This window comes from Aminivibrio pyruvatiphilus (genome assembly GCF_004366815.1).
In the GTDB taxonomy this organism is placed as follows: domain Bacteria; phylum Synergistota; class Synergistia; order Synergistales; family Aminobacteriaceae; genus Aminivibrio; species Aminivibrio pyruvatiphilus.
On the sequence record NZ_SORI01000003.1, the window covers coordinates 217,877 to 239,365 of the forward strand.

Below are 21,489 nucleotides of genomic sequence, written 5' to 3' on the forward strand. Positions count from 1 at the left end.
TCTTTTGTACACCAGGGACGGCCCCCTGTCCAGACCGAGCCCTGCACAAAAAGAACAAAAGGGCGAAGTGAAAGAGGAATACAAAACCCACAGTATTTCCGTCGGAGGGAGGAGTGTTGCCGCTGCCTGCGGATTTGGGAAAAAACGGGGATGATTTTTTCCGCCCTTTGAGCCACAATAGACCAAAATGAAACACCACGGGAGGAGTGAAACCATGCTGTACGTGCGGGAAACGATCGTCGGCCCCATGGCCATCGGAAGCGACGGAGAATTCATCACCCACCTCTACCTGCCGAAAAACACGGCGGAACTGGTCGGTTTCGGCAAAAAGGAGCCCCCCGTTGTGAAGGAGGCCTTCCGGCAGCTGGAGCTCTATCTGGCCGGAAAACTGAAGAAGTTTGACCTTCCTCTGAAGGCCGAGGGGACCCCTTTCATGAAAAGGGTGTGGAAAAAGCTCGTGGAGGTCCCCTACGGGAAAACGGCGAGCTACAAGGATCTCGCCATCGCCTCGGGAAACCCGAAGGCTGTCAGGGCCGTGGGGATGGCCAACGCCCGGAATCCCATCGCCATTTTCATTCCCTGCCACCGGATCATCGGGGCCGACGGAAAGCTCGTGGGATACGGCGGCGGGCTGGAATTGAAAACGTGGCTCCTCGACATGGAGGCTTCCCACTCCCTGGAGGAGCTCCCCGGCCGGTGAACCGGAGGCGCCCATGATCGTCAGCGCCAGCAGGCGGACGGACATCCCGGCTTTCTATGTCCTGTGGCTGGAGCGCCGCCTGGAGGAAGGCTTCGTTCTCGTCCGGAACCCCCGGAACCCGGCGCAGGTGAGAAGAATATCCCTCGCCCCTGTTGATGTGGACTGTTTCGTCTTCTGGACGAAGGATGCCCGTCCCCTGTCCGGCCTTCTGGACAGGCTGGACGGGGCAGGGTATCCCTATTATTTCCAGTGGACCGTCACCCCGTACGGTTCCGGTCTGGAGCCGGGGATCGCCCCGAAGGAGGAGATTCTCGCCGCCTTCCGGACCCTGGCCGGAAGGCTCGGGCCCCATAGGGTCGTCTGGCGGTACGACCCGGTGATCGTCTCGGAGGAATACCCGGCGGAACGGCACAAAGAGGAATTCGCCCGGATGTGCGCCTTTCTCGAGGGCAGCACAGAGCGATGCGTCCTGAGCTTCGTGGACATTTACCGCAGGAACCGGGGCAGGGGTTTGCGGGAAGCATCGCCGGAGATCATGCACAGTCTGGTCCGCTCCTTTGCCGAAAGCGCCGCCGGAAGAGGGATTTCCCTTCAAACCTGCTGCGAGGCGGAAGATTTCAGCGGGGAGGGTGTCCCCCGGGGAGCCTGCATCGACAGAATCCTGGCAGAGAAGCTCGCCGGGCGCCCTCTTGACGCCGGAAAGGACAGGAACCAGCGCCTCCTGTGCGGATGTGCCGCAAGCGCCGATATCGGAGCCTACGACACCTGTCCGGCGGGGTGCCTCTACTGCTACGCCGTCCGGGATCACCGGACAGCCGCAGCGAACCGCGCCCGCCACGACCCGGCCTCCCCCTTTCTCGTTCCCTGGTAAAAAAAAGCGGCCCCGAAGGGCCGCTGCATCACGAACTGCCGGTATTACGCCCTCAGGATCACCCGGTCCATTCCCGTCCGGAGAGCTTTCCTGTTCATCTCGAGCAGCTCGGGCCGCTTGCCGAGTTTTTCCTCGATGGCGTCCAGCATCTCCTGTTCCGACAGGGCCCCGCTCAGTTGGATATAGGCTCCGATGACCACGATGTTGGCCACCTTGGGTGACCCGATCTCGAGGGCGATGGCGTCCGCCCCTATCTCCGCAACCCGGACATCGGTCCGCTTCCCCTCCCACCGGCAGAGGGAACTGTTGAGCAGAACGATGCCCCCCGGCCGGACGGAGCCGACAAACTTCTCGAGAGACGGCTGGTTCATGGCGATGAGGGTATCCACGTACCGCGACACGGGAGCGCCGATCTCGCCGTCGGAAATGGTGACGGAGCAGTTCGCCGTTCCTCCCCTCTGTTCAGGCCCGTATTTCGGCAGAAACAGTGCGTTCCGCCCCGCCTTGCAGGAGGCATACCCCAGCATCTGCCCGATGACCATGACACCCTGTCCGCCGAACCCCGCCACGGTGATCTTCTTTTCCATGATCATGCCTCCCCGTCCCGGAACACGCCCAGGGGAAAGACCTTCAGAGTGTTCTCCCGCATCCAGTCCAGACACTCCAGAGCCGGCATCCCCCAGTTCGTGGGGCAGTTCGAGAGCAGCTCCACGAAGGTGAAGCCTTTCCCGGCCATCTGCATCCCGAAGGCCTTCCGGATGCCCTTCTTCGCCTTCAGGATGTTCGCCGGGCAGTCAAGGGCGAAGCGGGCGATGTACTTCGGGGCCTCGAGCTGGGAAAGGATTTCGCACATCTTCATGGGGTACCCCGACTCGGCGGGGTTTCTTCCCAGGGGGGCGGTAGTAGCCTTCTGCCCCACGAGGGTGGTGGGCGCCATCTGGCCTCCCGTCATGCCGTAGGTGCTGTTGTTGATGAAGATGACGGTAAAGTTCTCTCCCCGGTTGGCGGCGTGCATGATCTCCGCCATGCCGATGGCGGCCAGGTCGCCGTCGCCCTGGTAGGAGAAGACGAGCTTCCCGGGGGCCGCCCGCTTCGCGCCCGTGGCCACGGCGGGAGTCCGGCCGTGGGGAGAGACCACCACGTCGGTGTTGAAGTGGAACATGCCCAGGGTGCCGCACCCCACGGCCAGGACGGCCACGGTGTTCGTCCTCTGGCCCATCTCGTCCAGCAGCTCGGCGATGAGGCGGGTGGCCACGCCGTGAAGGCAGCCGGGGCAATAGGCCAGCCCCCGGTCGGTGAGGGATTTCGGCCGCTCGTATATCTTCTGCATGTCAGCGCGCCTCCTTTGCGATGGCCTGTTCCACGGCTTCGGCGATTTCCTCGTTGGTGAGGATGACCCCGCCGGACCGGCCGCAGGAATGGACCGGGATGGCGTCCGCCACCGCCAGGCGGATATCGTCCATCATCTGGACGGGGAGGGTCATCTCCGTGTCCAGCAGGAACTTCACCCTGCTCCTGTCGAGCCTCTTCAGGTGCTCCACCGGGAAGGGGTACAGGGAAACGGGACGGATCATGCCCGCCCGGATGCCCCTGCCCCGGAGCTCGCCGATGGCGGTCCTGGCGGCCCGGGCTGCGGTGCCGTAGGCCACGATCACGTACTCTGCGTCGTCGAGAAGGTATTCCTCGGCGAGGACTTCCTTTTCCTTCCACTCTTCGTACATTTCCCCGGCGCGGATGTTGAGGAGCTCCTGGTACTCCGGCTCCAGCAGGCAGGAGGTCACCACGTTCACGCCGACACCCGAGGGATTGAAGTACTTCGCTCCCCAGCCGGTGTAGGAGAAGGTCACCGGCTCCTTCGCCTCCGGAAGAGTCACGGGCTCCATCATGGAGCCGATCCAGCCGTCCATGAGCACCATCACCGGGTTCCGGTACTGCACCGCAAGATCGAAGGCTTTATAGGTGAGGTCGATGGCCTCCTGCACAGTGGAAGGAGCCAGGACAATCACCCGGAAGCCGCCATGGCCCAGGGCCTTCGTGGCATGGAGGTAATCCGACTGGGCTGCCTGGATGGCCCCGAGCCCGGGACCTCCCCGCATGACGTTCACGACCACCGCAGGCAGACAGGCGCCGGCGAGGGTGGAGATTCCCTCGGCCTTCAGACTGATCCCCGGGCCCGAGGAAGAGGTCATGGCAAGGGTCCCCATGGCCGCCGCCCCGTAGACCATGCAGACGGAAGCCGTCTCGCTCTCCCCCTGCAGGAAGACGCCGCCCACGGAGGGCATCCGCCGTGCCATGTACTCCGGTATCTCGTTCTGGGGCGTTATGGGATACCCGGCGAAAAACCGGCACCCCGCCAGGATTGCCGCTTCCGCGACAGCCTCGTTTCCTTTCAGGAACTGTCTTTCCATGATCCCTTCCTTTCCCGCGGGAACCAAGCCGGATCCCGCGATTTCCTCTATTTCTTCAGGGATATGACATGCAGGGGGCACACGGCGATGCAGAGGCCGCAGAGGACGCACTTCTCGGGATGGACCACGATTACAGGCCTGCACCCGCAGGCGTTTTCCCCCTCCCGGACCTCCATCACGCCCCTCTTGCAGACATCCATGCACAGGCCGCAGCCCCTGCACTTTTCCGGGTCCAGGAGGATGTGTACCGGCGGCTTTTTCATCCTGCCGACAGCCGGAGGGCAAGCCCCTCCACGGGACAGTCCGCCCACTCCGATGCTGCCTCCAGGAGGGGGGCCCGGACGGTAAGAAAGGCGAGGGAAAGGCCGTTCCTCTCCAGGATTTCCAGCAGGCGGCCGTGCCCCTTCTTCACATCCTCGAGGGTCGTCTCCCCGCCGAGGTTGGGATTGCTTACGATGCAGGGGGACGAAAGGCGGGCGGCGGCGGTGATGGCCGAAAGATCCCCGAGGAAGCACCTCTCGTCGGAGAAGGGGCGGTAGACGTTGACCACGTAGAGCGCCCGGGTGAGCCCCCCCGCGTCGGGGAGGCACTGCCCCAGGGATCGGGCACCGCTCACGCTGCCCCCCATGTCGAGAAAGCAGCGGACCCCTTCGTCCCGCAGATATTCGCTGACGCCGTCGGGCGGCACGGGCGAGTCGAGAAACTCGAGGCCCGAATGGAAGACCGCCCCGCTGCGCTCCACGGCATCCCTGGCCTCCCGGGAGCGGAAGAGGGGCTTGGTCTGGTCCATGTCGAAGAAATGGACAGGCGCCCCCCCGCCGCAGGCGGCCCGGATCGCCAGGTTCAGGGCAATCTCCGACTTGCCGCTGCCGGAGGGGCCGAGAAACACATAATTCTTTGCCTGCAGGCCCCGAAAGCTGCACACTTCGCCGGAATCCGTCACGTGTCCATCCCTTCGAGAAATTTCACCAGCAGACCGTTGAAGCGGTCCGGCTGTTCCATCATGAGGAAGTGGCCCGTGTCGGTCCATTCCACGTAGGTCAGGTCCGGAAAGGTCTCCCGGAGTTTCTGCTCCGTCTCCGCCGGAAGCTCGGGAATTTTGGAGTACACCGCCAGGGAAGGCACGCTGAAGCTGCGGCGCACCCAGTTCTCCCGCCGGATGAATTCGGCCATGGAACTGTTCGCCGCGTATGGGTCCGCCGATGCCATGACCCCGGTGATCTCTTTTCTCAGGTCTTCGGGGGTTCTGCCGTAGAAGGTGGCGTTGATGAACCAGAGGACGAGGTTCTCCCGGTCCGGGCCCGCCAGCCCGTCGGAAAGGCCCTTCATCTCCGCCTCCCATGGCGGGACCGCCCCCGGGTCGTCGGGAAGCCAGAAGAAGGCCCCGTCCGCGTTGCAGACGCCCCGGGCCTCGCCGGGGTAGTCGGCGAGGAACTGCACGGCCACCCCGTAGCCCATGCTGTGCCCGGCGAGCACCGGCCGCTTCACCCCGGCATGGTCGATCACCGCCTTCACGGCCCGGGCGAAGAACTGCAGGGTATAGGGCCTGTCATGGGGCTTATCGCTTTGCCCGAAGCCGGGAAGATCCAGGGCGATCACCCGGTACCGGTCCCGCAGGACGGAGGTCTGGAAACGCCAGAAGTCCCCCGTGCAGGCCCAGCCGTGGATGAAGACCACCGGCAGGGCGTCCCCGGCGCCTTCGTCCAGGTAGCTCACCTCGACGCCGTCGAAGGAGGCCGTCCGCAGGCGCTTCTCCGGTTCAGCCGCCGTAGGGACGGTTGCCGTCAGCACGATCAGGGCGGCACAGAACAGCCACGCCAGTTTCTTCATTGTCCGGATCATTGATACCAGCCTCCGCGATTAAAAGGTTTTTTTCCGGGTCTTGAACGCCCCTATTCTACATCCGCCAGAGAAAGAAGGGGGAACTTCACCCTCTCATTCCCCCGGAAGGGGCTATTTCATGTCGTGCAGTATCTGGGCCGAGGCATGGACCGCCTTCTGCAGGAGGTCCAGGCGGAAGTTCTCGTTCGGGGCGTGGCCCCCGCTGTCCTGGTTGGCGTAGGGAATTCCCAGGGCGGGAACGCCGAGAATATCGGTCCACACGTAGCTCGGCAGGCTTCCTCCCAGCCCGAGGGAGAGAGCGACCTTGTCGGTGTACACTTTTTCCAGGGCTGAAACCACCGTTCTGCACACCGGAAGATCGCCGTCGGTCTTCGACGGGTGCATGAAGCCGTGCACCGTCACCCGCGCATCGGGGGCATGGCGGGCGACATGCCGCCTGATTTTTTCCGCGATGTCAAGGGGGTTCTGGTCCACCACGAGCCGGGCGTCCATCTTCACCGAGGCTTTCGCCGGATTGATGGTCTTGGAGCCCTTCCCCTGGTAGCCGCAGGTAATCCCGTTGATGGTGAGCGTGGGCAGGAGGTTGAGCTTCGTGTAGTACCCGTTCTTGTCGAGGCCGAAGGAGGGCACGCCGTAGAGGTTTTTGAGGTTCTCTCTGTCGAAGGGCAGCCCGGCGATGATCTCCATGTCTTTTTCCGTTGGCGTCCGGACCCCGTCCATGAATCCTTCGATCAGGATGCTGCCCTGCTCGTCCTTCATGGTCCGGAGGAGGCGCAGAAGCTCCCACCCGGCGTTGGGTATGATATCCCCGCCGCGGCCGGAATGGCAGTCGAACCGGGCCGTTTCCATCTCGATCTCGAAGTTCAGCACCCCCCTGCACCCAAGGCAGACGTTGAGCACGTCCCCTGAAAGCATGGGACCGTCCACGGCGAGGGCGATGTCGCAGGCCAGCCTCTCCCGGTTCTGTTCCACGAAGGGGGCAAGGCTGGTGCTCCCCGACTCTTCCTCCCCCTCGAAGACAAACTTCACGCTGCAGGGAATGTCCGTCCCCGTCTCCCGGAAGGCCCGAACAGCCAGGATGTGGGCCATGAGCTGTCCCTTGTTGTCCGCAATTCCCCGGGCGTACAGCCTGCCGTCCCTGACGGCGGGCTCGAAGGGCCGGGACTCCCAGAGCTCCAGGGGCTCCGGAGGCTGAACGTCATAATGGCCGTAGAAAAGGACGGTCTTCCCATCCTTCCGGCCCGACGGGATCTCGCCGTACACCACGGGATTGCCTCCGGTTTCCAGGATTTCCGTCCTGATCCCGGCGGAGGTCATCATGTCCGCGAGAAGCCGGGCGCACTCCCGCACCCCTTCCCCGGTGGCGCTGATGGAAGGCTGCCGGACCAAATCCCCCACCGCCGACAGATAGTCTTTAAAGTGCTCATCAATATGCCTGTGCACGTGCTCCATTCTCTCGTTCCCCTTTCCCGGCGAATGCCATGTGGACCTATTCTATTGCATCCCCGCCTGAGATGTCCAAACCTTCCATTCCATCCGGCAGGGGAAAGGCCGAAAATTCCCCCGAAAGCTATCATTTCAACGGAATGGTCATGATATAATTCAGACAATACCCTCTCCCCCGGGAGAATTCCATCTGGGAGGCTTTCCTTTGAACGAAAAAACTTATTCCGTGCTTGTCTGCGACGACTCCGCGGTGATCCGGAAAACGCTCAGGTTCATTCTGGAAGAGTGGGGCGTTAAAAACATATTCGAGGCCAGGGACGGCAGTGAGTCCGTGGAACTTTACCGGGAACACCACCCCGATCTCGTGTTCATGGATATCGTGATGCCTGAAAAATCCGGCCTTGATGCCCTGGTGGAAATCCGGGAAGAGGATCCTTCGGCCCGGGTCGTCATGGCGTCGTCGACGGGGACGAAGAAAAACCTCATGACAGCCATCGATGCGGGAGCCTTCGATTTCATCCAGAAACCCTTCGAGAAGGACGTCATCCACACGCTCCTCCGCAGAATACTGAAAGGGGAGCTTGAATAATGTTCTCCCGTCATTTCGGCCAGTTTCTCCTCCAGGAGGGCATCGTCACTCCGCAGACTCTTTCCCGGGCGCTCGCCAGGCTGAGCGATGTCCGCCCTCTGGTGGGAATTCTCGCCCTGGCCAGGGACTTCATGACCCCGGCCCAGGTGAGGGAAGTCAACAGGATCCAGAAACGGGAGGACAAGCGATTCGGCCAGATCGCCATCGAGAAGGGCTACCTCACGGCGGAAAAACTCGAAGAACTTCTTTCGGCCCAGAAAAACGAACACGTCCTCCTGGGGCAGATACTCGTGGAGGACCGGATTCTCTCCCATGAGGGACTGGTCAGGGCTCTCGAACTGTACAGGGAAAAATCGGGCCTTTCTCCGGAAGGGTACGAAGCCATGACAGGGGGCGACACCGACAGGGCCGTGGCCTCGGTCCTCGCGGGACAGCCCGGCGGAAAAAACTCCCTCGTCAGGGCCTGGGCGGAACTCTTCGTCAGGAACGTCATCCGCTTCGTGGACCCCGCCGCAGCCCTCGATCCTCTGGCCGAGAAAGGAAACGGAGAGCTCATCACCTTTCTGCAGCCCATGAAGGGCGACCGTGAACTTGCCGTTTTCATCTCCGCGGAGAAAAACGTCCTGGCCGACCTGGCCCGGAGATTCTCCGACCTCGCTTCCGGCTCGTACGATGAAATGGCCCGGGCGGCAGTGGAAGAATTTCTCAACGTGAGCAACGGCCTCTTTACCGTCAACTGCTCCGACAGGGGCATTGAGCTCGATCTCCTTCCCCAGGAAGAAGTTCCCCGCGACGACCCCCGCCTCCGGAAAAAACCGGACGGCCTGCTGCCCCTGCTTCTGCCCGAAGGGATCCTCTGGGCAGGGATTCTCTGCTGATCCCGGAAGAGAACACTGAAGGGGCGCCACGGAACGAGCCGGAGGCGCCCCTGAATGTTTGCCTGAACATTTCCCCTTGACAAATCTCCCCGGAAGACTAGAATAGTCCACCAATACCACCCTGCGGAACATCGCAAAGAAAGGAGACGGCCCTATGACGAAGCTGACGGTTTTCACGAACAGCCATTTCAACGGCGGATTTTTCCAGTTCGCGTTTACCGGCGGCCTGTGGCTTTATTGCGCCACCGGCCCGGCTTTCCGTAGAGATCCGTCTTCGGCCTCTTCGTATCCGCACTCCCCGGGAGCAACCCAGGCCTAGGGAAGCACCGGAACAAGAAAAGGAACAGTCGCCGGAACCGGGTTTCTACACCCCGGTTCCGGCGTTTTTTATGGGAACGCATACTGAAAGGGGGCAGGAAGAATCATGATAGTGGTCGAAATGGCGCAGAACAGTACGGGAATTGACCTGGAGCGGGTGCGCGAATCAGTGGAACGGAGCGGAAAGAGCTGCCGGGTCGTGTCCGGGAGAGAGGCATCCTATATCGTGGCGTCCGACGGAACGGACACATCAGGCGTCAGCGCCCTTCCCGGAGTCCGGAAAGTGAATGCCGTTTCCTGCTGCTACCCCCTCGCAAGCCGTGCAGTGCGTCCCGGGTCCAGGCCGGTGGAGATCGCCCCCGGCGTGGTTCTCGGAGAGGGTGATCCCGTTGTCATGGCCGGTCCCTGCGCCGTCGAAAGCAGGGATCAGCTTCTGGAAACGGCCCTGGCCGTCAGGAAGGCGGGAGCCCGCATCCTCCGCGGCGGGGCCTTCAAACCCCGGTCCCACCCCTACGCTTTCCAGGGGCTCGGAAGCGAGGGGATCGCCCTCCTGAAGGAAGCCCGGAAAGCCTCCGGGCTCCCCGTGATCACCGAAGTGATGTCCCCCGAGGAGGCGGAATGGGTGGCTCCCCACGTGGACATCCTCCAGGTGGGGGCGAGAAACATGCAGAATTTCAGCCTTCTCAAGGTACTCGGCCGGCTGGACAGGCCCGTGCTCCTGAAGCGGGGCATGGCCGCCACGGTAGAGGAATGGCTCCAGGCAGCGGAGTACATCCTCGCGGGAGGCAACGACCGGGTCATCCTGTGCGAACGGGGCATCCGGAGCTTTGATCAGAACACCCGGAACACCCTGGACCTCGGGGTTATCCCCCTGCTCAAGTCCCTGACCCACCTCCCCGTGGTCGCGGACCCGAGCCATGCCACAGGCCGGAGAGACCTGGTGCTCCCCATGAGCCTCGCCGCCATCGCCGCAGGCGCCGACGGCCTGCTCGTGGAAGTTCACTGCGACCCCGGGGCCGCCCTCTGCGACGGCCCCCAGTCCCTCGACCCGGAAGAGTTTTCCCGTCTCATGACGGCGGCGAAAAGAATCATGGAAGCGGTCCGGGAGGAGGGAACTCCGTGGGAAAGAATGCTCGCCAGGTAACCGTCCGGACGGAAACCGGGGAGCAGGGAGACATCCGCCTCCGGTGCGGCTCCTTTCCCACCGGTGTCGTCGTCGGCCGGGGACTCCTCCCCAGGCTGAACTCCCTGACCGGACGGGATGAATGCCCCTTCGTAGTGGCCGATGAGATCACCGGGCCCCTTTTCGGAGACTATCCTGGAAAGAGAAAGGGCATGCATCTCCTCCCCCGGGGAGAAAAAGGGAAAAGCCTTTCCAGTATCGGCGGGATCTACGCGTCCCTCGCCGGATGCGGAATGGAGCGCACGGACACGATTCTCGCCCTGGGAGGAGGCGTCACGGGCGACGCGGCGGGCTTCGCGGCCGCCACCTGGATGCGGGGCATCCGGCTCATCCAGTGCCCCACCACCCTCCTCGCCCAGGCGGACAGCGCCATCGGCGGAAAGACAGGAGCGAATCTCCCGGAGGGGAAAAACCTCGTGGGGGCCTTCCATCCCGCCGAATGGGTCCTCTCGGACGTGGAATGCCTCCGCTCCCAGAAGGAGGAGGACTTCCGGCAGGGTCTCGCCGAAGCGGTGAAATACGGGGCGGGAGAGGACTGGCGCTTCCTTTCGTGGCTCGAGGAAAACGCAGGCCCCATCCTGAGGCGCGACTGCGGGGTTCTTCTCCGGCTTGTTTCGGAATGCTCAAGAATGAAACTGACGGTGGTCTCGGAGGACGAACGGGAGCAGACGGGCGCCCGGGCCCGTCTGAACCTCGGCCACACCGTGGGGCACGCCCTTGAGGCGGCCTCGGGGTTCGGCCGCTGGAAGCACGGCGACGCCGTGGCTGCGGGAATGATGGTCGCCGCGAGGCTGGCTCTCCGGCTCGGGGAGCTGCAGGAGAACACCGTCCGGAGAATCGGGAGACTGCTCCGTTCCTTCGGCCTTCCCCTGACGCCGGACATCCCCTGGGAAGAAACGGCTCCGTACCTGGCCATGGACAAAAAATTTACCGGAGGCTCCCCCCGGCTGGTAATCCCCGGAGAGGGAAAACCATGCCGCCTCAGGGACGACATCCCCCTTTCCCTCCTCCGGGAGGCCTACGAAGAAAGGATTGCCGCACTGGACGGAACATCCCTTTCCATGTACTCTTGAAAGAAGAAAGGAGGTGGAAAAATGGGCAAACTGACAGGAAAAAAACTGCTTCTCCTCGGTGAGCGGGACGGCGTTCCCGGACCCGCCATGGAGGCATGCCTGAAGGGGAGCGGCGCTTCCATCGAATTCTCCGTGACGGAGTGCTTTGTCTGAACCGCCGCCGGAGCGATGGACCTGCAGAATCAGCAGCGCATCAAGGATGCCGCTGAGAAATTCGGAGCGGAAAACGTCGTGGTCATCCTCGGTTCCTCCGACGCCGAAGGCGCGGAGATCTACGCGGAGACCGTAAGCAACGGCGATCCGACCTTTGCAGGTTCTCTCGCGGGAGTCTCGTTGGGACTCCCCGTGTACCATGTATTCGAACAGGATATTCGCGAAGAGTGCGACCCCGAAGAATGGGAAGCTCAGATCAGCATGATGGAAATGGTGCTCGACCCCGACGCCCTCGCGGCGGCGGTGAAGGGCATCCGCGAACAGTTCAGCAAGCACGCGCTCTGAGAGAGCGTAACAAGCCCCCGGAAATGAACAGTTCCCGATGCCGGTTTTTCACGGCTCAGGGGGCGCAGTTCATAACCGGGGGTTTATTTGTCTGAAAAACATTCTGATCAAAACAGCCTCACAATTCGTTTCGCCGGCCTACCACCTCCTCTTTTTCTCATTATGTTTGAAGGGAAAAAAAGTACTTTTTTTGCTACTCTTCAAGCATCGGCCATTGAAAATCGGCTTTAAAAATGTGTGATGCCTTCTGTTAAATATTTTCCAAGAAACTGCATTGATATTATCGTAAAATTTCCAGATAGTTTGGGTTTTTTTGCTATACTTCCCATGGTGTTTTAAAATATTTGTATTCGAGGTGCTGTTATGGAGTGCCCGGTAAGGGAAAGTATTGCTCACGTTCGTGAAAAAGACGGAGCGCGTCAGACCTTGGAGGAACATTTATTTGGAACGGCTTCCATAAGCAGAAAACACGCTGAAAAAATGGGCTTGGGCACCATGGGAGAACTGCAGGGATTACTCCATGACATAGGAAAAAACGGCTCGGAATTTCAGGCCTATCTGGCCTCCGCCGAAGGAATACTGGATCAGGATTGCGATGAGTATGTGGACGCGGCGCAACAGAAGGGGAAAATTGACCATTCTACTGCGGGAGCCCAATATCTTTGGAACACTATTCCCCACAAAGACTATGTGACGGCTTGCGCCGCTCAAATGTTAGCCCTGAGCATCGCATCCCACCATTCGGGTTTGATAGATTGCCTTGCCCCCGACGGCACCGATAACTTCACCAAGAGAATGAACAAACCGGACAGAAGTACCCATTTCTCCGAAGCCCTTGGAAAAATGCCTCGCCCCCTTGCCCAGAGGATACAGCAAATTCTCGACGGACCTGAACTTCACCGGGAGTTCAAAAATCACCTCTCCTCCGTTATCCAAAAAGAAAAAAGCCATGAGGCAGGAACCAACGACGAGAAGATGAAACTTGTATTATCCTTCAAGATCGGGCTCACCTTGCGCATGCTCTTCAGTTGCCTGATCGACGGAGACAGAACGGATACAGCCAATTTTGAAAAAGAGTGGGCAGCCTCCGAACGGCAGGAAGGAAACTATGTCTCCTGGAGCGTTCTGGCGGAACGTTTGGAACAATATCTCGATTCACTAAAAGGCAGCGGCCCCATCAACGAAAAAAGAAAGAAAGTCTCCGAAGAATGCCGCGCAGCAGCGGCAAGAAACAGCGGTTTTTTCACTCTTTCCGTCCCAACAGGGGGAGGAAAAACACTGGCCAGTCTCCGTTTCGCCCTTCATCACGCTCTCCGTTACGAGCATTCCCCCCAAAAGATTGATCGCATTCTTTATGTCATTCCCTACACTTCCATCATTGACCAGAACGCCCAAGTCGCCAGGGATATCCTTGAACCACCCCATGAGAGGAACCGGGTTGTCCTTGAGTGCCATTCGAACCTGCCGGAAGAGCGGGAGTCGTGGCGAAGCCGGCTGCTCACCGAGAATTGGGACGCCCCCGTAGTCTTCACGACGAGCGTTCAGTTCCTGGAGGCTCTGTTCGGCAGCGGAACCAGGAGTGTCCGGCGGATGCACCAGCTCGCAAATTCCATCCTCATCTTCGATGAGATTCAGACCCTCCCGGTCAGGACCGTGCATATGTTCTGCAATGCCCTGAATTTCCTCGCCGAGCACTGCGGAACCAGGGCCGTCCTCTGTACCGCCACACAACCTCTGCTGCACAAAGTGGACGGAAGGCTTGGATCCCTTCGCTGTTCGGAGAAGGACGAGATAGTGCAATGCGTGCCCGCCCTCTTCGAAGCCTTCCGCCGGGTTGACGTTTTCGACAGGACCCGCCCGAAAGGTTATACCGACGAGGAAATTGCTTCCCTTGCACTCGGTCAGCAGAAGAATTTCACCACGTGCCTTGTAGTGGTAAATACCACCGGAATGGCCCGAAGACTCTACGGAATGATAAAAGGTACGTTTTCCGAAACTGTTCATCTCAGTGCCGCCATGTGCCCCGCTCATCGGCGCGAAGTGCTGAAGCGGATAAGGAATTCCCTGGAAAAAAATCCGCAACTCCCCCTTATCTGCGTCTCCACCCAGGTCATCGAGGCCGGCGTGGATGTGGACTTCGGATCGGTTATCCGGTGCCTCGCAGGCATGGATTCCATGGCCCAGGCGGCGGGGCGGTGCAATCGTCACGGATTGCGGAAAAAGGGGCAGGTTCTTATCATCAACCCACGGGAGGATCCGATAGACAGACTCGTGGACATTAAAGTGGGCAGGGACGAGGCGCAAATTTTACTGCAGGAGATGAAGAACGAGGGGTGCGGCTCCGTCAATCTCCTCCACCCCGACGTCATGACCCGCTATTTTGAGCACTACTTTTTCAAACGCGCCGAAGACATGGCCTATCCTGTGACGGAACACAGAAACGATACCCTCCTGAACATGCTCTCGTCCAACACCATGGCGGCTGCAGGGTACCGTCCTCCTGCCGGCGGCTCTCACCAGATTCCTCTCAAACAGTCCTTCGCCTCTGCCGCCTCGCTTTTCCAGGCCATTGATGCCTCTACCAGGGGAGTGATCGTACCCTACGGCGAGGGCAGGGAAGTGATTACCGAGCTTTCCGGAAAAATAGACAATCCTGCCGGGGGAAAAGCTCTGCTGCGCCGGGCACAGCTCTTTGCCGTCAATGTCTATCCAAACATCTTCAACAAACTCATAAAAACGAACGCTGTTTACGAAATCAACGGACTGGGGGTGTGGGGCCTGAGGGAAGAATACTACAGCCAGGAGTTCGGTCTTGCTCATGAGGCCGTAACCCGACTTGAAACGGAGGTGCATTGATGAGGAACAGCATCGAGTTTCGCTTGTGGGGAAAATTCGCTTTGTTCACCGACCCCATAACAAAAGTGGGAGGGGAAAAATGTACCTACCACATCCCGACCTACGAGGCACTGGAAGGTATTGCCCGATCCATTTACTGGAAGCCCACCTTCAACTGGTACATTGATGCCGTCAGGGTGATGCGACCCATACGTACCCAGAGCAAGGGGGTTAAGCCCCTGGATTATACCGCCGGGGGAAACTTTCTCTCGATGTATACATACCTCTCCGATGTGGAGTACCAGGTCCGGGCTCATTTTGAATGGAATACCCTCCTTCCGGAACTGGAAGGGGACCGCAACGAAGGAAAACACTTCGAGATCGCCAGGCGAATGCTGGAGCGAGGCGGCCGCAGGGATATCTTTCTTGGAACGAGAGAGTGCCAGGGATATGCTGAACCCTGTGCCTTCAATTCAGGGGAAGGAACGTACGACAATAGCGGAGAAATCGCTTACGGCTTGATGTTTCACAGCTTCAGCTACCCTGAGGAGTCAGGAAAAGAGGAACTCCACAGCCGGTTCTGGTTCGCCGCGATGGTGGACGGGCGCATTGTCTTCCCCAGGCCGGAAGAATGTACCGTCACAAAGTTCGTACGTACCATGAAACCGACAAATTTCCGCCCAGGAATTTCATTTTCGGGCCTGGGAGAGGAGGGGCTCTTATGAGCTGGATGCAGCGGCTCTACGAGACATACGAGCTGGCCATGAAGCTCCCGGAACAGGGTGAGAATCCCCGTCCCATCCCTACAAGCCACATCTCCCAGCAAGCCTACATTGAGATCGTGCTCGACGAAAAGGGGCAGCTTCTGAACGCGTCGGTGGTGAACAAGGAAGACACCCTTCTTCCCGCAACGGAGGACTCAGCCACGCGATCAAGCGGAGGAGCCCCTCATCCCCTGTGCGACAAAATCCAGTATGTGGCTGCTGACTACCCGACATACGGCGGCATAAAACCATCCTACTTTGAGGACTTCAAGAGCGGATCGGAAAACAAATTAGGATATCGCTCCCTCCTTGTAAAGTGGCATGAGTTTTCTCGTCACCCGAAACTCAAGGCAATCAGGACCTTTATTGAGGAAGGGCGGGTGGTGGAACATCTCGTGGGACAGGGCGTTCTTCATCTGGATGAGAAGGGGAAACTTTGCACCTCATGGCCTGACGCCAAAACAATGCCCCCTCTCTTCAAACTGCTCACGAAAAAAAAAGAAGGAGATGACACTGTCCAGGACCAGGGAGATGCTATGGTGCGATGGAAGGTCCGACAACCCGGAGAATTGGAAGACCGAACCTGGAAAGACAAGACCCTCATCACCTCATGGCAAAAGTTTAACGAAACCCTCCAGGGTGAAAACGGATTATGCATGGTGACAGGAGAACTTCTTCCTCTTGGAACGAAGCATCCTGCGTCGATCCGTCACAGTGGAGACAAGGCAAAACTCATTTCCTCCAACGATACTACAGGTTATACCTTCCGTGGGCGCTTCACCGACGGAGGCCAGGCGTGCACGGTAGGATACGAAGTCTCCCAGAAGGCTCATAACGCCCTGAGATGGCTTATTCAACGCCAAGCCTTCAGGAACGAGGATCAGGTGATCGTGTCCTGGGAACCCTCCGGAAAACCCGTTCCTCCCATCGCCGCGAATTCGTTGGAGGCCTTTTTCGAGGAGGAAACCGGAGAATCCCTCGCTAACGGACAGACGGTCATCGGGGACATCGGCCAGGAGTATGCCCTCAGGCTGCGAAAGAAAATTGCCGGGTGGAGCGCCAAACTCGGCGACGCTGACAAGATCGTCGTTCTGGGCCTCGACTCCACTATCCCAGGGAAAGGACGAATGGCGATCACCCTCTACCGGGAGCTGAAAGGGTCCGAATTCCTCAGGAGGCTGGAGAACTGGCACTCCTCCTTTGCCTGGCCCCAGCGCTACAGCAAGGACATCCAGTTCGTCGGGGCTCCTTCACCCAAAGACATTGCGGACGCCGCCTTTGGGCGGCGAATCGATCCCAAGCTCAGCAAATCTACTGTCAACCGGATTCTCCCCTGTATCGTGGACGGAAGTCCCATCCCACGGGACCTGGTGAGGTCCGTCTGCATTAGGGCAAGCACGGGCAGGGCAGGGCTTGAATTCTGGGAATGGTTCAAGGTCCTGGGTATCGCGTGCGGACTATTCAAAGGCTCACACAAAGAAAGGGGATATTCCATGGCGCTCGAAACGGAAAGAAGAACCCGAGACTATTTGTATGGACGCCTTCTGGCGATAGCCGAGAATATCGAATCCCGTGCCCTCTTCCTGAGCGGCGAGAAAAGGGACACCAACGCCGCGAAACTTATGCAGCGTTTCTCGGAACGGCCGAATTCCACCTGGCTCCTGATACGGCAATCATTGACACCGTACATGACGCGATTGCAGAGCCAGCGGCCTTCCTTTCTGCATGTAATGAAGTCGCTGCTCGGGGAAGTCCACTCTATGTTTAACACAGAGGAATTCGTGGATGACAAACCCCTTTCGGGAGAATTTCTTCTGGGATATTACTGTCAGATAAAGGAATTGACGTCGAAGAAAGAAACCGATGCCCAGGGTCCGGATACAGATATAACAGTACAGGAGGAGGAGTAAGCCATGTCTCTCAGCAAAAAAATAGATTTCGCAGTGCTCTTGTTCGTTCGCAACGCCAACCCCAACGGCGATCCCCTGAATGGAAACCGGCCCCGAACCACCTACGAGGGATTGGGCGAGATGTCGGATGTGTGCATCAAGCGGAAGATACGGGACCGGCTGCTCGAGAACGGAATCAACATTTTCGTCCAGTCGGACGATCGAAAAATCGATGAATGTACATCCCTTAAAACCCGTGCCGAGGCAGTGCTCGGCAAGAAAATGGGCGGAAACGAAACAGTGAAAAAGGCCTGTGAAACATGGTTTGACGTACGGGCCTTCGGCCAGCTCTTCGCCTTCAAATCTGGGAAAAATGAAGATTCAGGAGTTTCCGTCCCCATCAGGGGTCCCGTCACAGTACAGTCGGCGTTTACCGTGGAACCCGTCAGCATCACTAGCACCCAGATCACCAAAAGCGTCAGCGGCGATGAAGGGAAGGACGGCAAACGGAGTTCTGACACCATGGGTATGAAACACCGGATCGACGACGGATATTACTACTTCTACGGCAGCATGAACCCGCAGCTTGCGGAAAAAACCGGCTTCAGCGACGAAGATGCGGAAACAATAAAAAAAATACTTCCCAGGCTCTTTGAAAACGATGCTTCTTCCGCCCGACCTGAAGGCAGCATGCGTGTCTGCAAAGTCTTCTGGTGGGAACACAACTGCAAATCCGGGCAATACTCATCGGCCAGGGTTCACAATTCCATCAGGTTCAAGGGTGATGGTACATACGAGGAGCAACGGCTCAGCAATCTGACGCCGGAAATACTTGAGGGTTTTTAATTCTTCATGTATTTGGAAGAAGATCTTCTTCCCATTTCCGGCCTCCAACATTTGAACTTTTGCGAACGCCAGTGGGCATTGATCCACATGGAGCAGGAATGGGCGGAGAACGTGCTGACCGTTGAAGGGAAGCAACTTCACCTGCACGTCCACGAATCGGGAACCGAATCTCGGGGGCCTGTTCGACTGGTGCGGGGACTGCAGCTACGCTCACTTGAACTGGGGCTTTTCGGGGTGGCCGATCTCGTGGAATTCCACAGCACTTCTTCGGGACAAATACCCTATCCTGTGGAGTACAAGAGGGGCCGGAAACGCTATGACCGTTCCGACGAACTCCAGCTCTGCGCCCAGGCCATGTGCCTCGAAGAAATGCTCCGGATAGCCGTTCCGGAAGGAGCGGTCTACTACGGACAACCCCGGAGGCGGCAACTGGTCAGCCTTGATGCCGTCCTGCGGGACGGAGTTCGCCGCCTGTGCGAAAGAGCAAGGCAACTCTATGAAGAAAAGCGCCTTCCTCCGCCGGTGCATGCACATCATTGCGAAAACTGTTCGCTGCTTTCCGTCTGCATGCCCGAACTCGGCGGAAAAGACCGTTCAAAAGCTTATGTGGACGATATCATCAGGAACATCGCCGAGGTAATATGATGAAAAGGATATTAAATACCCTTTTTGTTACCACCCAGGGTGCCTGGCTTTCCCAGGATGGAGAAAACGTGGTCGTTCATCTGGACAGGCAAACGTCCAAGAAATTTCCTCTCCACCTGTTCGAGTCAATTGTCTGTTTCGGCAGGGTCAACGCAACGGGTCCTCTCATGGGATTCTGCGGACGGAAGGGAATCCCCATATCCTTTCTCTCCGAAAACGGGCGTTTTCTTGCCCGTGTGGATGGCCCCGTGAGAGGAAACGTTCTGCTCCGTCGCCAGCAGTATCGGGTTGCGGACAACAATGAGGGGACTCTCTCCATTGCCAAGAGCGTCCTCATAGGCAAAATCGGCAACTCTAGGGCCGTGTTGATGCGGACTGCCAGGGATAACCCGGACAGAGATATGCATCCTTTGACCGATGCAGTTCGGTATCTGTCGGGGCAAGTTGAGGAGCTGAAACGGGTCGGAAATTTGGAAGCCATGAGAGGGCTGGAGGGAGATGCTGCTCAATGTTATTTCGGCGCCTTCGACAACATGATCCTGAACCAGAAAGAGTCCTTCCAATTCACAGGACGATCCAGAAGGCCTCCCCTGGACAGGGTAAACGCCATGCTTTCTTTTGTCTACTCCATGCTGGCCCACGACATAGCTTCCGCCCTCGAAGGCGTCGGCCTTGATCCCGCTGTGGGATTCCTCCACAAAGAACGACCGGGGCGGCCGAGCCTTGCCCTGGATATCATGGAGGAATTCCGCTCCTGGCTTGCTGACCGCCTTGTTCTGTCTCTCATCAACCTCAACCAGGTACGGGCCGACGGTTTCGTCATCACTGAAAGCGGAGCCGTTATTATGGACGAGGAAGTCCGAAAAACAGTCATATCGGCCTGGCAAAAAAGAAAACAGGACGAACTGACGCACCCATTCCTCGGGGAAAAAATACAGATAGGGCTTTTGCCACATATGCAGGCCAGGCTTCTGGCAAGGCATATCAGGGGCGAGCTTGAGGTTTATCCCCCCTATCAATGGAGGTAGGTGAGAGAAATGATGGTCCTCATAACCTACGACGTCAGCACAGAGAGCGAAGGCGGCAAGCGGCGCCTTCGCCGCGTCGCCAGACAGTGCGAAAACTTCGGACAACGGGTGCAGAACTCGGTTTTTGAGTGCCTGGTAACTCCGGCGCAATGGACAGACCTCAAGCACAAGCTGGAAAAAGAAATCGATCAAGAACATGACAGCCTGAGGTACTACTTCCTCGGTGCAAATTGGGAACGCCGGGTCGAGCATGTTGGAGCCAAAGAAACATATAACCCTCAGGGGCTTATAGTGCTTTGAAATTTTCCCGCGAAGGGGTAGTTAACAAGCACGAAAGACTGTCAAAAATGGCATAGTGACAGTAGGAATGCCAAGGCTCAGGCCTTTCCAGAAAAAACGTATTCGCGGACCGGACCTTGACAACTGCTAGGACTTTTTACGGAAGATAAAACCATAAAAAGGTATGCTTTTTTGCAGTTTCGCGGAACAAGAGGTCTAAACAATTGCGATAACAGCATTTGAAAAGGATACGGTCGCCCCCCATGCGGGGGCGTGAGTTGAAACAGATCCCTGCCCGCCCGACGATCGCCCCGATGGCGTCGCCCCCCATGCGGGGGCGTGAGTTGAAACATGTACAAAAAGGGCATGGGGATTCAGGAGATCCGGTCGCCCCCCATGCGGGGGCGTGAGTTGAAACGGAACTACGGCATGAGCATGACGAAAACCTTCACGTCGCCCCCCATGCGGGGGCGTGAGTTGAAACGACGCATGGGAGGGCGGCCGCCTGAAGATCCTGTCGCCCCCCATGCGGGGGCGTGAGTTGAAACTCCTTGTACTTGTGTCCTCCAGGGGCTCCTGAGGTCGCCCCCCATGCGGGGGCGTGAGTTGAAACTTGAGGGAGGTGGTGCAATACCCGAAGGTTTTTGTCGCCCCCCATGCGGGGGCGTGAGTTGAAACACGGCCATCGGTTCCCGTCTCGCGAAGTGGTGATGTCGCCCCCCATGCGGGGGCGTGAGTTGAAACCAACTGGTGCCGGAGGCTAGTCGTGTGACCCCGTCGCCCCCCATGCGGGGGCGTGAGTTGAAACAGGCTTGCTTCCAGCTTGTTCCCCAGGATCGTCGTCGCCCCCCATGCGGGGGCGTGAGTTGAAACTCGATGTGCAGATCGTAGATATCGAAAAAGTAGTCGCCCCCCATGCGGGGGCGTGAGTTGAAACCCACCTGGTGCACGCCCCTGGCGCGGTTGAACGTCGCCCCCCATGCGGGGGCGTGAGTTGAAACTCTCCGGGATGGCGACGGCGGCGTTCGCTGGCGTGGTCGCCCCCCATGCGGGGGCGTGAGTTGAAACTTCTGGAACCACTCCTCCGCCACATCGCCGAAAAGTCGCCCCCCATGCGGGGGCGTGAGTTGAAACCGCCCTGCGGTCGAAAATCAACTACGCGGCGAAGTCGCCCCCCATGCGGGGGCGTGAGTTGAAACGAGGAGCAACTGAACAAACTGAAGAGCGGCGTAAGTCGCCCCCCATGCGGGGGCGTGAGTTGAAACCGTATCCGGCCGGCCGTCGGCCAGATCTACGATGTCGCCCCCCATGCGGGGGCGTGAGTTGAAACAGATCCCTGCCCGCCCGACGATCGCCCCGATGGCGTCGCCCCCCATGCGGGGGCGTGAGTTGAAACG

At 59.0% G+C, this 21,489-nt stretch carries 22 protein-coding genes and 1 CRISPR repeat array; of the genes, 15 read left to right on the forward strand and 7 right to left on the reverse strand.

The window, feature by feature from the left end:
- Positions 1–214 precede the first annotated feature (214 nt).
- Together C8D99_RS04045 and C8D99_RS04050 are read left to right on the forward strand one after the other, a co-directional pair.
- The gene (locus tag C8D99_RS04045; RefSeq protein WP_133956634.1) at positions 215–700 is read left to right on the forward strand and encodes a methylated-DNA--[protein]-cysteine S-methyltransferase; all 486 of its coding nucleotides are present in this window, start codon (positions 215–217) and stop codon (positions 698–700) included.
- Positions 701–713: 13 nt separating this feature from the next.
- Positions 714–1,571 carry a DUF1848 domain-containing protein gene (locus C8D99_RS04050; RefSeq protein ID WP_133956636.1) on the forward strand — a complete coding sequence of 286 codons (858 nt, stop codon included), beginning with the start codon at positions 714–716 and terminating at the stop codon, positions 1,569–1,571.
- A 44-nt stretch (positions 1,572–1,615) separates the two neighbouring features.
- On the opposite strand, the gene C8D99_RS04055 is transcribed toward C8D99_RS04050, so the two are convergent.
- From C8D99_RS04055 to C8D99_RS04085, 7 genes are all read right to left on the reverse strand, one after another.
- The gene (locus C8D99_RS04055) at positions 1,616–2,158 is read right to left on the reverse strand and encodes a 2-oxoacid:acceptor oxidoreductase family protein (RefSeq protein WP_166669994.1); all 543 of its coding nucleotides are present in this window, start codon (positions 2,156–2,158) and stop codon (positions 1,616–1,618) included.
- Between the two features lie 2 nt (positions 2,159–2,160).
- Positions 2,161–2,901 carry a thiamine pyrophosphate-dependent enzyme gene (locus C8D99_RS04060; RefSeq protein WP_133956640.1) on the reverse strand — a complete coding sequence of 247 codons (741 nt, stop codon included), beginning with the start codon at positions 2,899–2,901 and terminating at the stop codon, positions 2,161–2,163.
- Between the two features lies 1 nt (position 2,902).
- The gene (gene vorB / locus C8D99_RS04065; protein WP_133956642.1) at positions 2,903–3,979 is read right to left on the reverse strand and encodes a 3-methyl-2-oxobutanoate dehydrogenase subunit VorB; all 1,077 of its coding nucleotides are present in this window, start codon (positions 3,977–3,979) and stop codon (positions 2,903–2,905) included.
- A 47-nt stretch (positions 3,980–4,026) separates the two neighbouring features.
- The gene (locus C8D99_RS04070) at positions 4,027–4,242 is read right to left on the reverse strand and encodes a 4Fe-4S binding protein (protein WP_133956644.1); all 216 of its coding nucleotides are present in this window, start codon (positions 4,240–4,242) and stop codon (positions 4,027–4,029) included.
- A complete protein-coding gene (locus C8D99_RS04075; RefSeq protein WP_133956646.1) occupies positions 4,239–4,922 on the reverse strand; it encodes a hypothetical protein in 684 nt (227 codons plus the stop codon). The genes C8D99_RS04070 and C8D99_RS04075 overlap by 4 nt, the downstream gene beginning before the upstream one ends.
- Complete coding sequence (locus C8D99_RS04080; protein ID WP_133956648.1) at positions 4,919–5,821, reverse strand: alpha/beta fold hydrolase; 903 nt, start codon at positions 5,819–5,821, stop codon at positions 4,919–4,921. Before C8D99_RS04080 ends, C8D99_RS04075 begins: the two co-directional genes overlap by 4 nt.
- 111 nt (positions 5,822–5,932) lie before the next feature.
- Positions 5,933–7,273 (reverse strand): M20/M25/M40 family metallo-hydrolase, encoded by a 1,341-nt coding sequence (locus C8D99_RS04085; protein WP_133956650.1) that lies wholly within the window; start codon positions 7,271–7,273, stop codon positions 5,933–5,935.
- A gap of 199 nt (positions 7,274–7,472) precedes the next feature.
- On the opposite strand from C8D99_RS04085, the gene C8D99_RS04090 reads away from it, so the two are divergent.
- The 13 genes from C8D99_RS04090 to cas2 all read left to right on the forward strand — a co-directional run bounded on the left by C8D99_RS04090 (position 7,473) and on the right by cas2 (position 20,113).
- The gene (locus C8D99_RS04090) at positions 7,473–7,856 is read left to right on the forward strand and encodes a response regulator (RefSeq protein ID WP_133956652.1); all 384 of its coding nucleotides are present in this window, start codon (positions 7,473–7,475) and stop codon (positions 7,854–7,856) included.
- Positions 7,856–8,734, forward strand: a complete 879-nt coding sequence (locus tag C8D99_RS04095) for a cyclic di-GMP-binding domain-containing protein, MshE-related (RefSeq protein ID WP_133956654.1) — start codon at positions 7,856–7,858, stop codon at positions 8,732–8,734. Before C8D99_RS04090 ends, C8D99_RS04095 begins: the two co-directional genes overlap by 1 nt.
- Positions 8,735–8,888: 154 nt before the next feature.
- Entirely contained in the window at positions 8,889–9,053 is a 165-nt protein-coding gene (locus C8D99_RS15135) for a hypothetical protein (RefSeq protein ID WP_166669995.1), read from the forward strand.
- A 105-nt stretch (positions 9,054–9,158) separates the two neighbouring features.
- A complete protein-coding gene (gene aroF, locus C8D99_RS04100; RefSeq protein ID WP_133956656.1) occupies positions 9,159–10,196 on the forward strand; it encodes a 3-deoxy-7-phosphoheptulonate synthase in 1,038 nt (345 codons plus the stop codon).
- Positions 10,172–11,308, forward strand: a complete 1,137-nt coding sequence (locus tag C8D99_RS04105) for a 3-dehydroquinate synthase (protein WP_133956658.1) — start codon at positions 10,172–10,174, stop codon at positions 11,306–11,308. Before aroF ends, C8D99_RS04105 begins: the two co-directional genes overlap by 25 nt.
- Positions 11,309–11,329: 21 nt before the next feature.
- Entirely contained in the window at positions 11,330–11,806 is a 477-nt protein-coding gene (gene grdA / locus C8D99_RS04110) for a glycine/sarcosine/betaine reductase complex selenoprotein A (protein ID WP_133956660.1), read from the forward strand.
- Positions 11,807–12,169: 363 nt separating this feature from the next.
- Positions 12,170–14,662, forward strand: coding sequence for a CRISPR-associated helicase Cas3' (gene cas3, locus C8D99_RS04115; RefSeq protein ID WP_133956662.1), 2,493 nt, complete (start codon positions 12,170–12,172; stop codon positions 14,660–14,662).
- A complete protein-coding gene (gene cas5c, locus C8D99_RS04120) occupies positions 14,662–15,366 on the forward strand; it encodes a type I-C CRISPR-associated protein Cas5c (protein ID WP_133956664.1) in 705 nt (234 codons plus the stop codon). Before cas3 ends, cas5c begins: the two co-directional genes overlap by 1 nt.
- Complete coding sequence (gene cas8c, locus C8D99_RS04125) at positions 15,363–17,315, forward strand: type I-C CRISPR-associated protein Cas8c/Csd1 (RefSeq protein WP_133956666.1); 1,953 nt, start codon at positions 15,363–15,365, stop codon at positions 17,313–17,315. Before cas5c ends, cas8c begins: the two co-directional genes overlap by 4 nt.
- Positions 17,316–17,318: 3 nt before the next feature.
- Positions 17,319–18,140 (forward strand): type I-C CRISPR-associated protein Cas7/Csd2, encoded by an 822-nt coding sequence (cas7c, locus tag C8D99_RS04130; RefSeq protein WP_133956667.1) that lies wholly within the window; start codon positions 17,319–17,321, stop codon positions 18,138–18,140.
- Positions 18,141–18,146: 6 nt separating this feature from the next.
- A complete protein-coding gene (cas4, locus tag C8D99_RS04135; protein ID WP_133956669.1) occupies positions 18,147–18,785 on the forward strand; it encodes a CRISPR-associated protein Cas4 in 639 nt (212 codons plus the stop codon).
- A complete protein-coding gene (gene cas1c, locus C8D99_RS04140) occupies positions 18,782–19,813 on the forward strand; it encodes a type I-C CRISPR-associated endonuclease Cas1c (RefSeq protein WP_243833829.1) in 1,032 nt (343 codons plus the stop codon). The genes cas4 and cas1c overlap by 4 nt, the downstream gene beginning before the upstream one ends.
- A 9-nt stretch (positions 19,814–19,822) precedes the next feature.
- Positions 19,823–20,113 (forward strand): CRISPR-associated endonuclease Cas2, encoded by a 291-nt coding sequence (gene cas2, locus C8D99_RS04145; RefSeq protein WP_133956673.1) that lies wholly within the window; start codon positions 19,823–19,825, stop codon positions 20,111–20,113.
- A gap of 232 nt (positions 20,114–20,345) precedes the next feature.
- A CRISPR array of direct repeats spans positions 20,346–21,488; the repeat unit is 32 nt; unit sequence GTCGCCCCCCATGCGGGGGCGTGAGTTGAAAC.
- The last annotated feature ends 1 nt before the right edge of the window (position 21,489 follow it).

Excerpts from the sequence above, each read along its gene's own strand:
- C8D99_RS04060 (WP_133956640.1), bottom strand. The coding sequence starts at position 2,901 with ATGCAGAAGATATACGAGCGGCCGAAATCCCTCACCGACCGGGGGCTG.
- C8D99_RS04070 (WP_133956644.1), bottom strand. The coding sequence starts at position 4,242 with ATGAAAAAGCCGCCGGTACACATCCTCCTGGACCCGGAAAAGTGCAGG.
- aroF (WP_133956656.1), top strand. The coding sequence starts at position 9,159 with ATGATAGTGGTCGAAATGGCGCAGAACAGTACGGGAATTGACCTGGAG.
- C8D99_RS04050 (WP_133956636.1), top strand. The coding sequence starts at position 714 with ATGATCGTCAGCGCCAGCAGGCGGACGGACATCCCGGCTTTCTATGTC.
- C8D99_RS15135 (WP_166669995.1), top strand. The coding sequence starts at position 8,889 with ATGACGAAGCTGACGGTTTTCACGAACAGCCATTTCAACGGCGGATTT.
- C8D99_RS04095 (WP_133956654.1), top strand. The coding sequence starts at position 7,856 with ATGTTCTCCCGTCATTTCGGCCAGTTTCTCCTCCAGGAGGGCATCGTC.
- cas5c (WP_133956664.1), top strand. The coding sequence starts at position 14,662 with ATGAGGAACAGCATCGAGTTTCGCTTGTGGGGAAAATTCGCTTTGTTC.
- C8D99_RS04080 (WP_133956648.1), bottom strand. The coding sequence starts at position 5,821 with ATGATCCGGACAATGAAGAAACTGGCGTGGCTGTTCTGTGCCGCCCTG.
- cas1c (WP_243833829.1), top strand. The coding sequence starts at position 18,782 with ATGATGAAAAGGATATTAAATACCCTTTTTGTTACCACCCAGGGTGCC.
- C8D99_RS04085 (WP_133956650.1), bottom strand. The coding sequence starts at position 7,273 with ATGGAGCACGTGCACAGGCATATTGATGAGCACTTTAAAGACTATCTG.
- cas8c (WP_133956666.1), top strand. The coding sequence starts at position 15,363 with ATGAGCTGGATGCAGCGGCTCTACGAGACATACGAGCTGGCCATGAAG.
- cas7c (WP_133956667.1), top strand. The coding sequence starts at position 17,319 with ATGTCTCTCAGCAAAAAAATAGATTTCGCAGTGCTCTTGTTCGTTCGC.
- C8D99_RS04045 (WP_133956634.1), top strand. The coding sequence starts at position 215 with ATGCTGTACGTGCGGGAAACGATCGTCGGCCCCATGGCCATCGGAAGC.
- C8D99_RS04055 (WP_166669994.1), bottom strand. The coding sequence starts at position 2,158 with ATGGAAAAGAAGATCACCGTGGCGGGGTTCGGCGGACAGGGTGTCATG.
- cas2 (WP_133956673.1), top strand. The coding sequence starts at position 19,823 with ATGATGGTCCTCATAACCTACGACGTCAGCACAGAGAGCGAAGGCGGC.
- cas4 (WP_133956669.1), top strand. The coding sequence starts at position 18,147 with ATGTATTTGGAAGAAGATCTTCTTCCCATTTCCGGCCTCCAACATTTG.
- cas3 (WP_133956662.1), top strand. The coding sequence starts at position 12,170 with ATGGAGTGCCCGGTAAGGGAAAGTATTGCTCACGTTCGTGAAAAAGAC.
- vorB (WP_133956642.1), bottom strand. The coding sequence starts at position 3,979 with ATGGAAAGACAGTTCCTGAAAGGAAACGAGGCTGTCGCGGAAGCGGCA.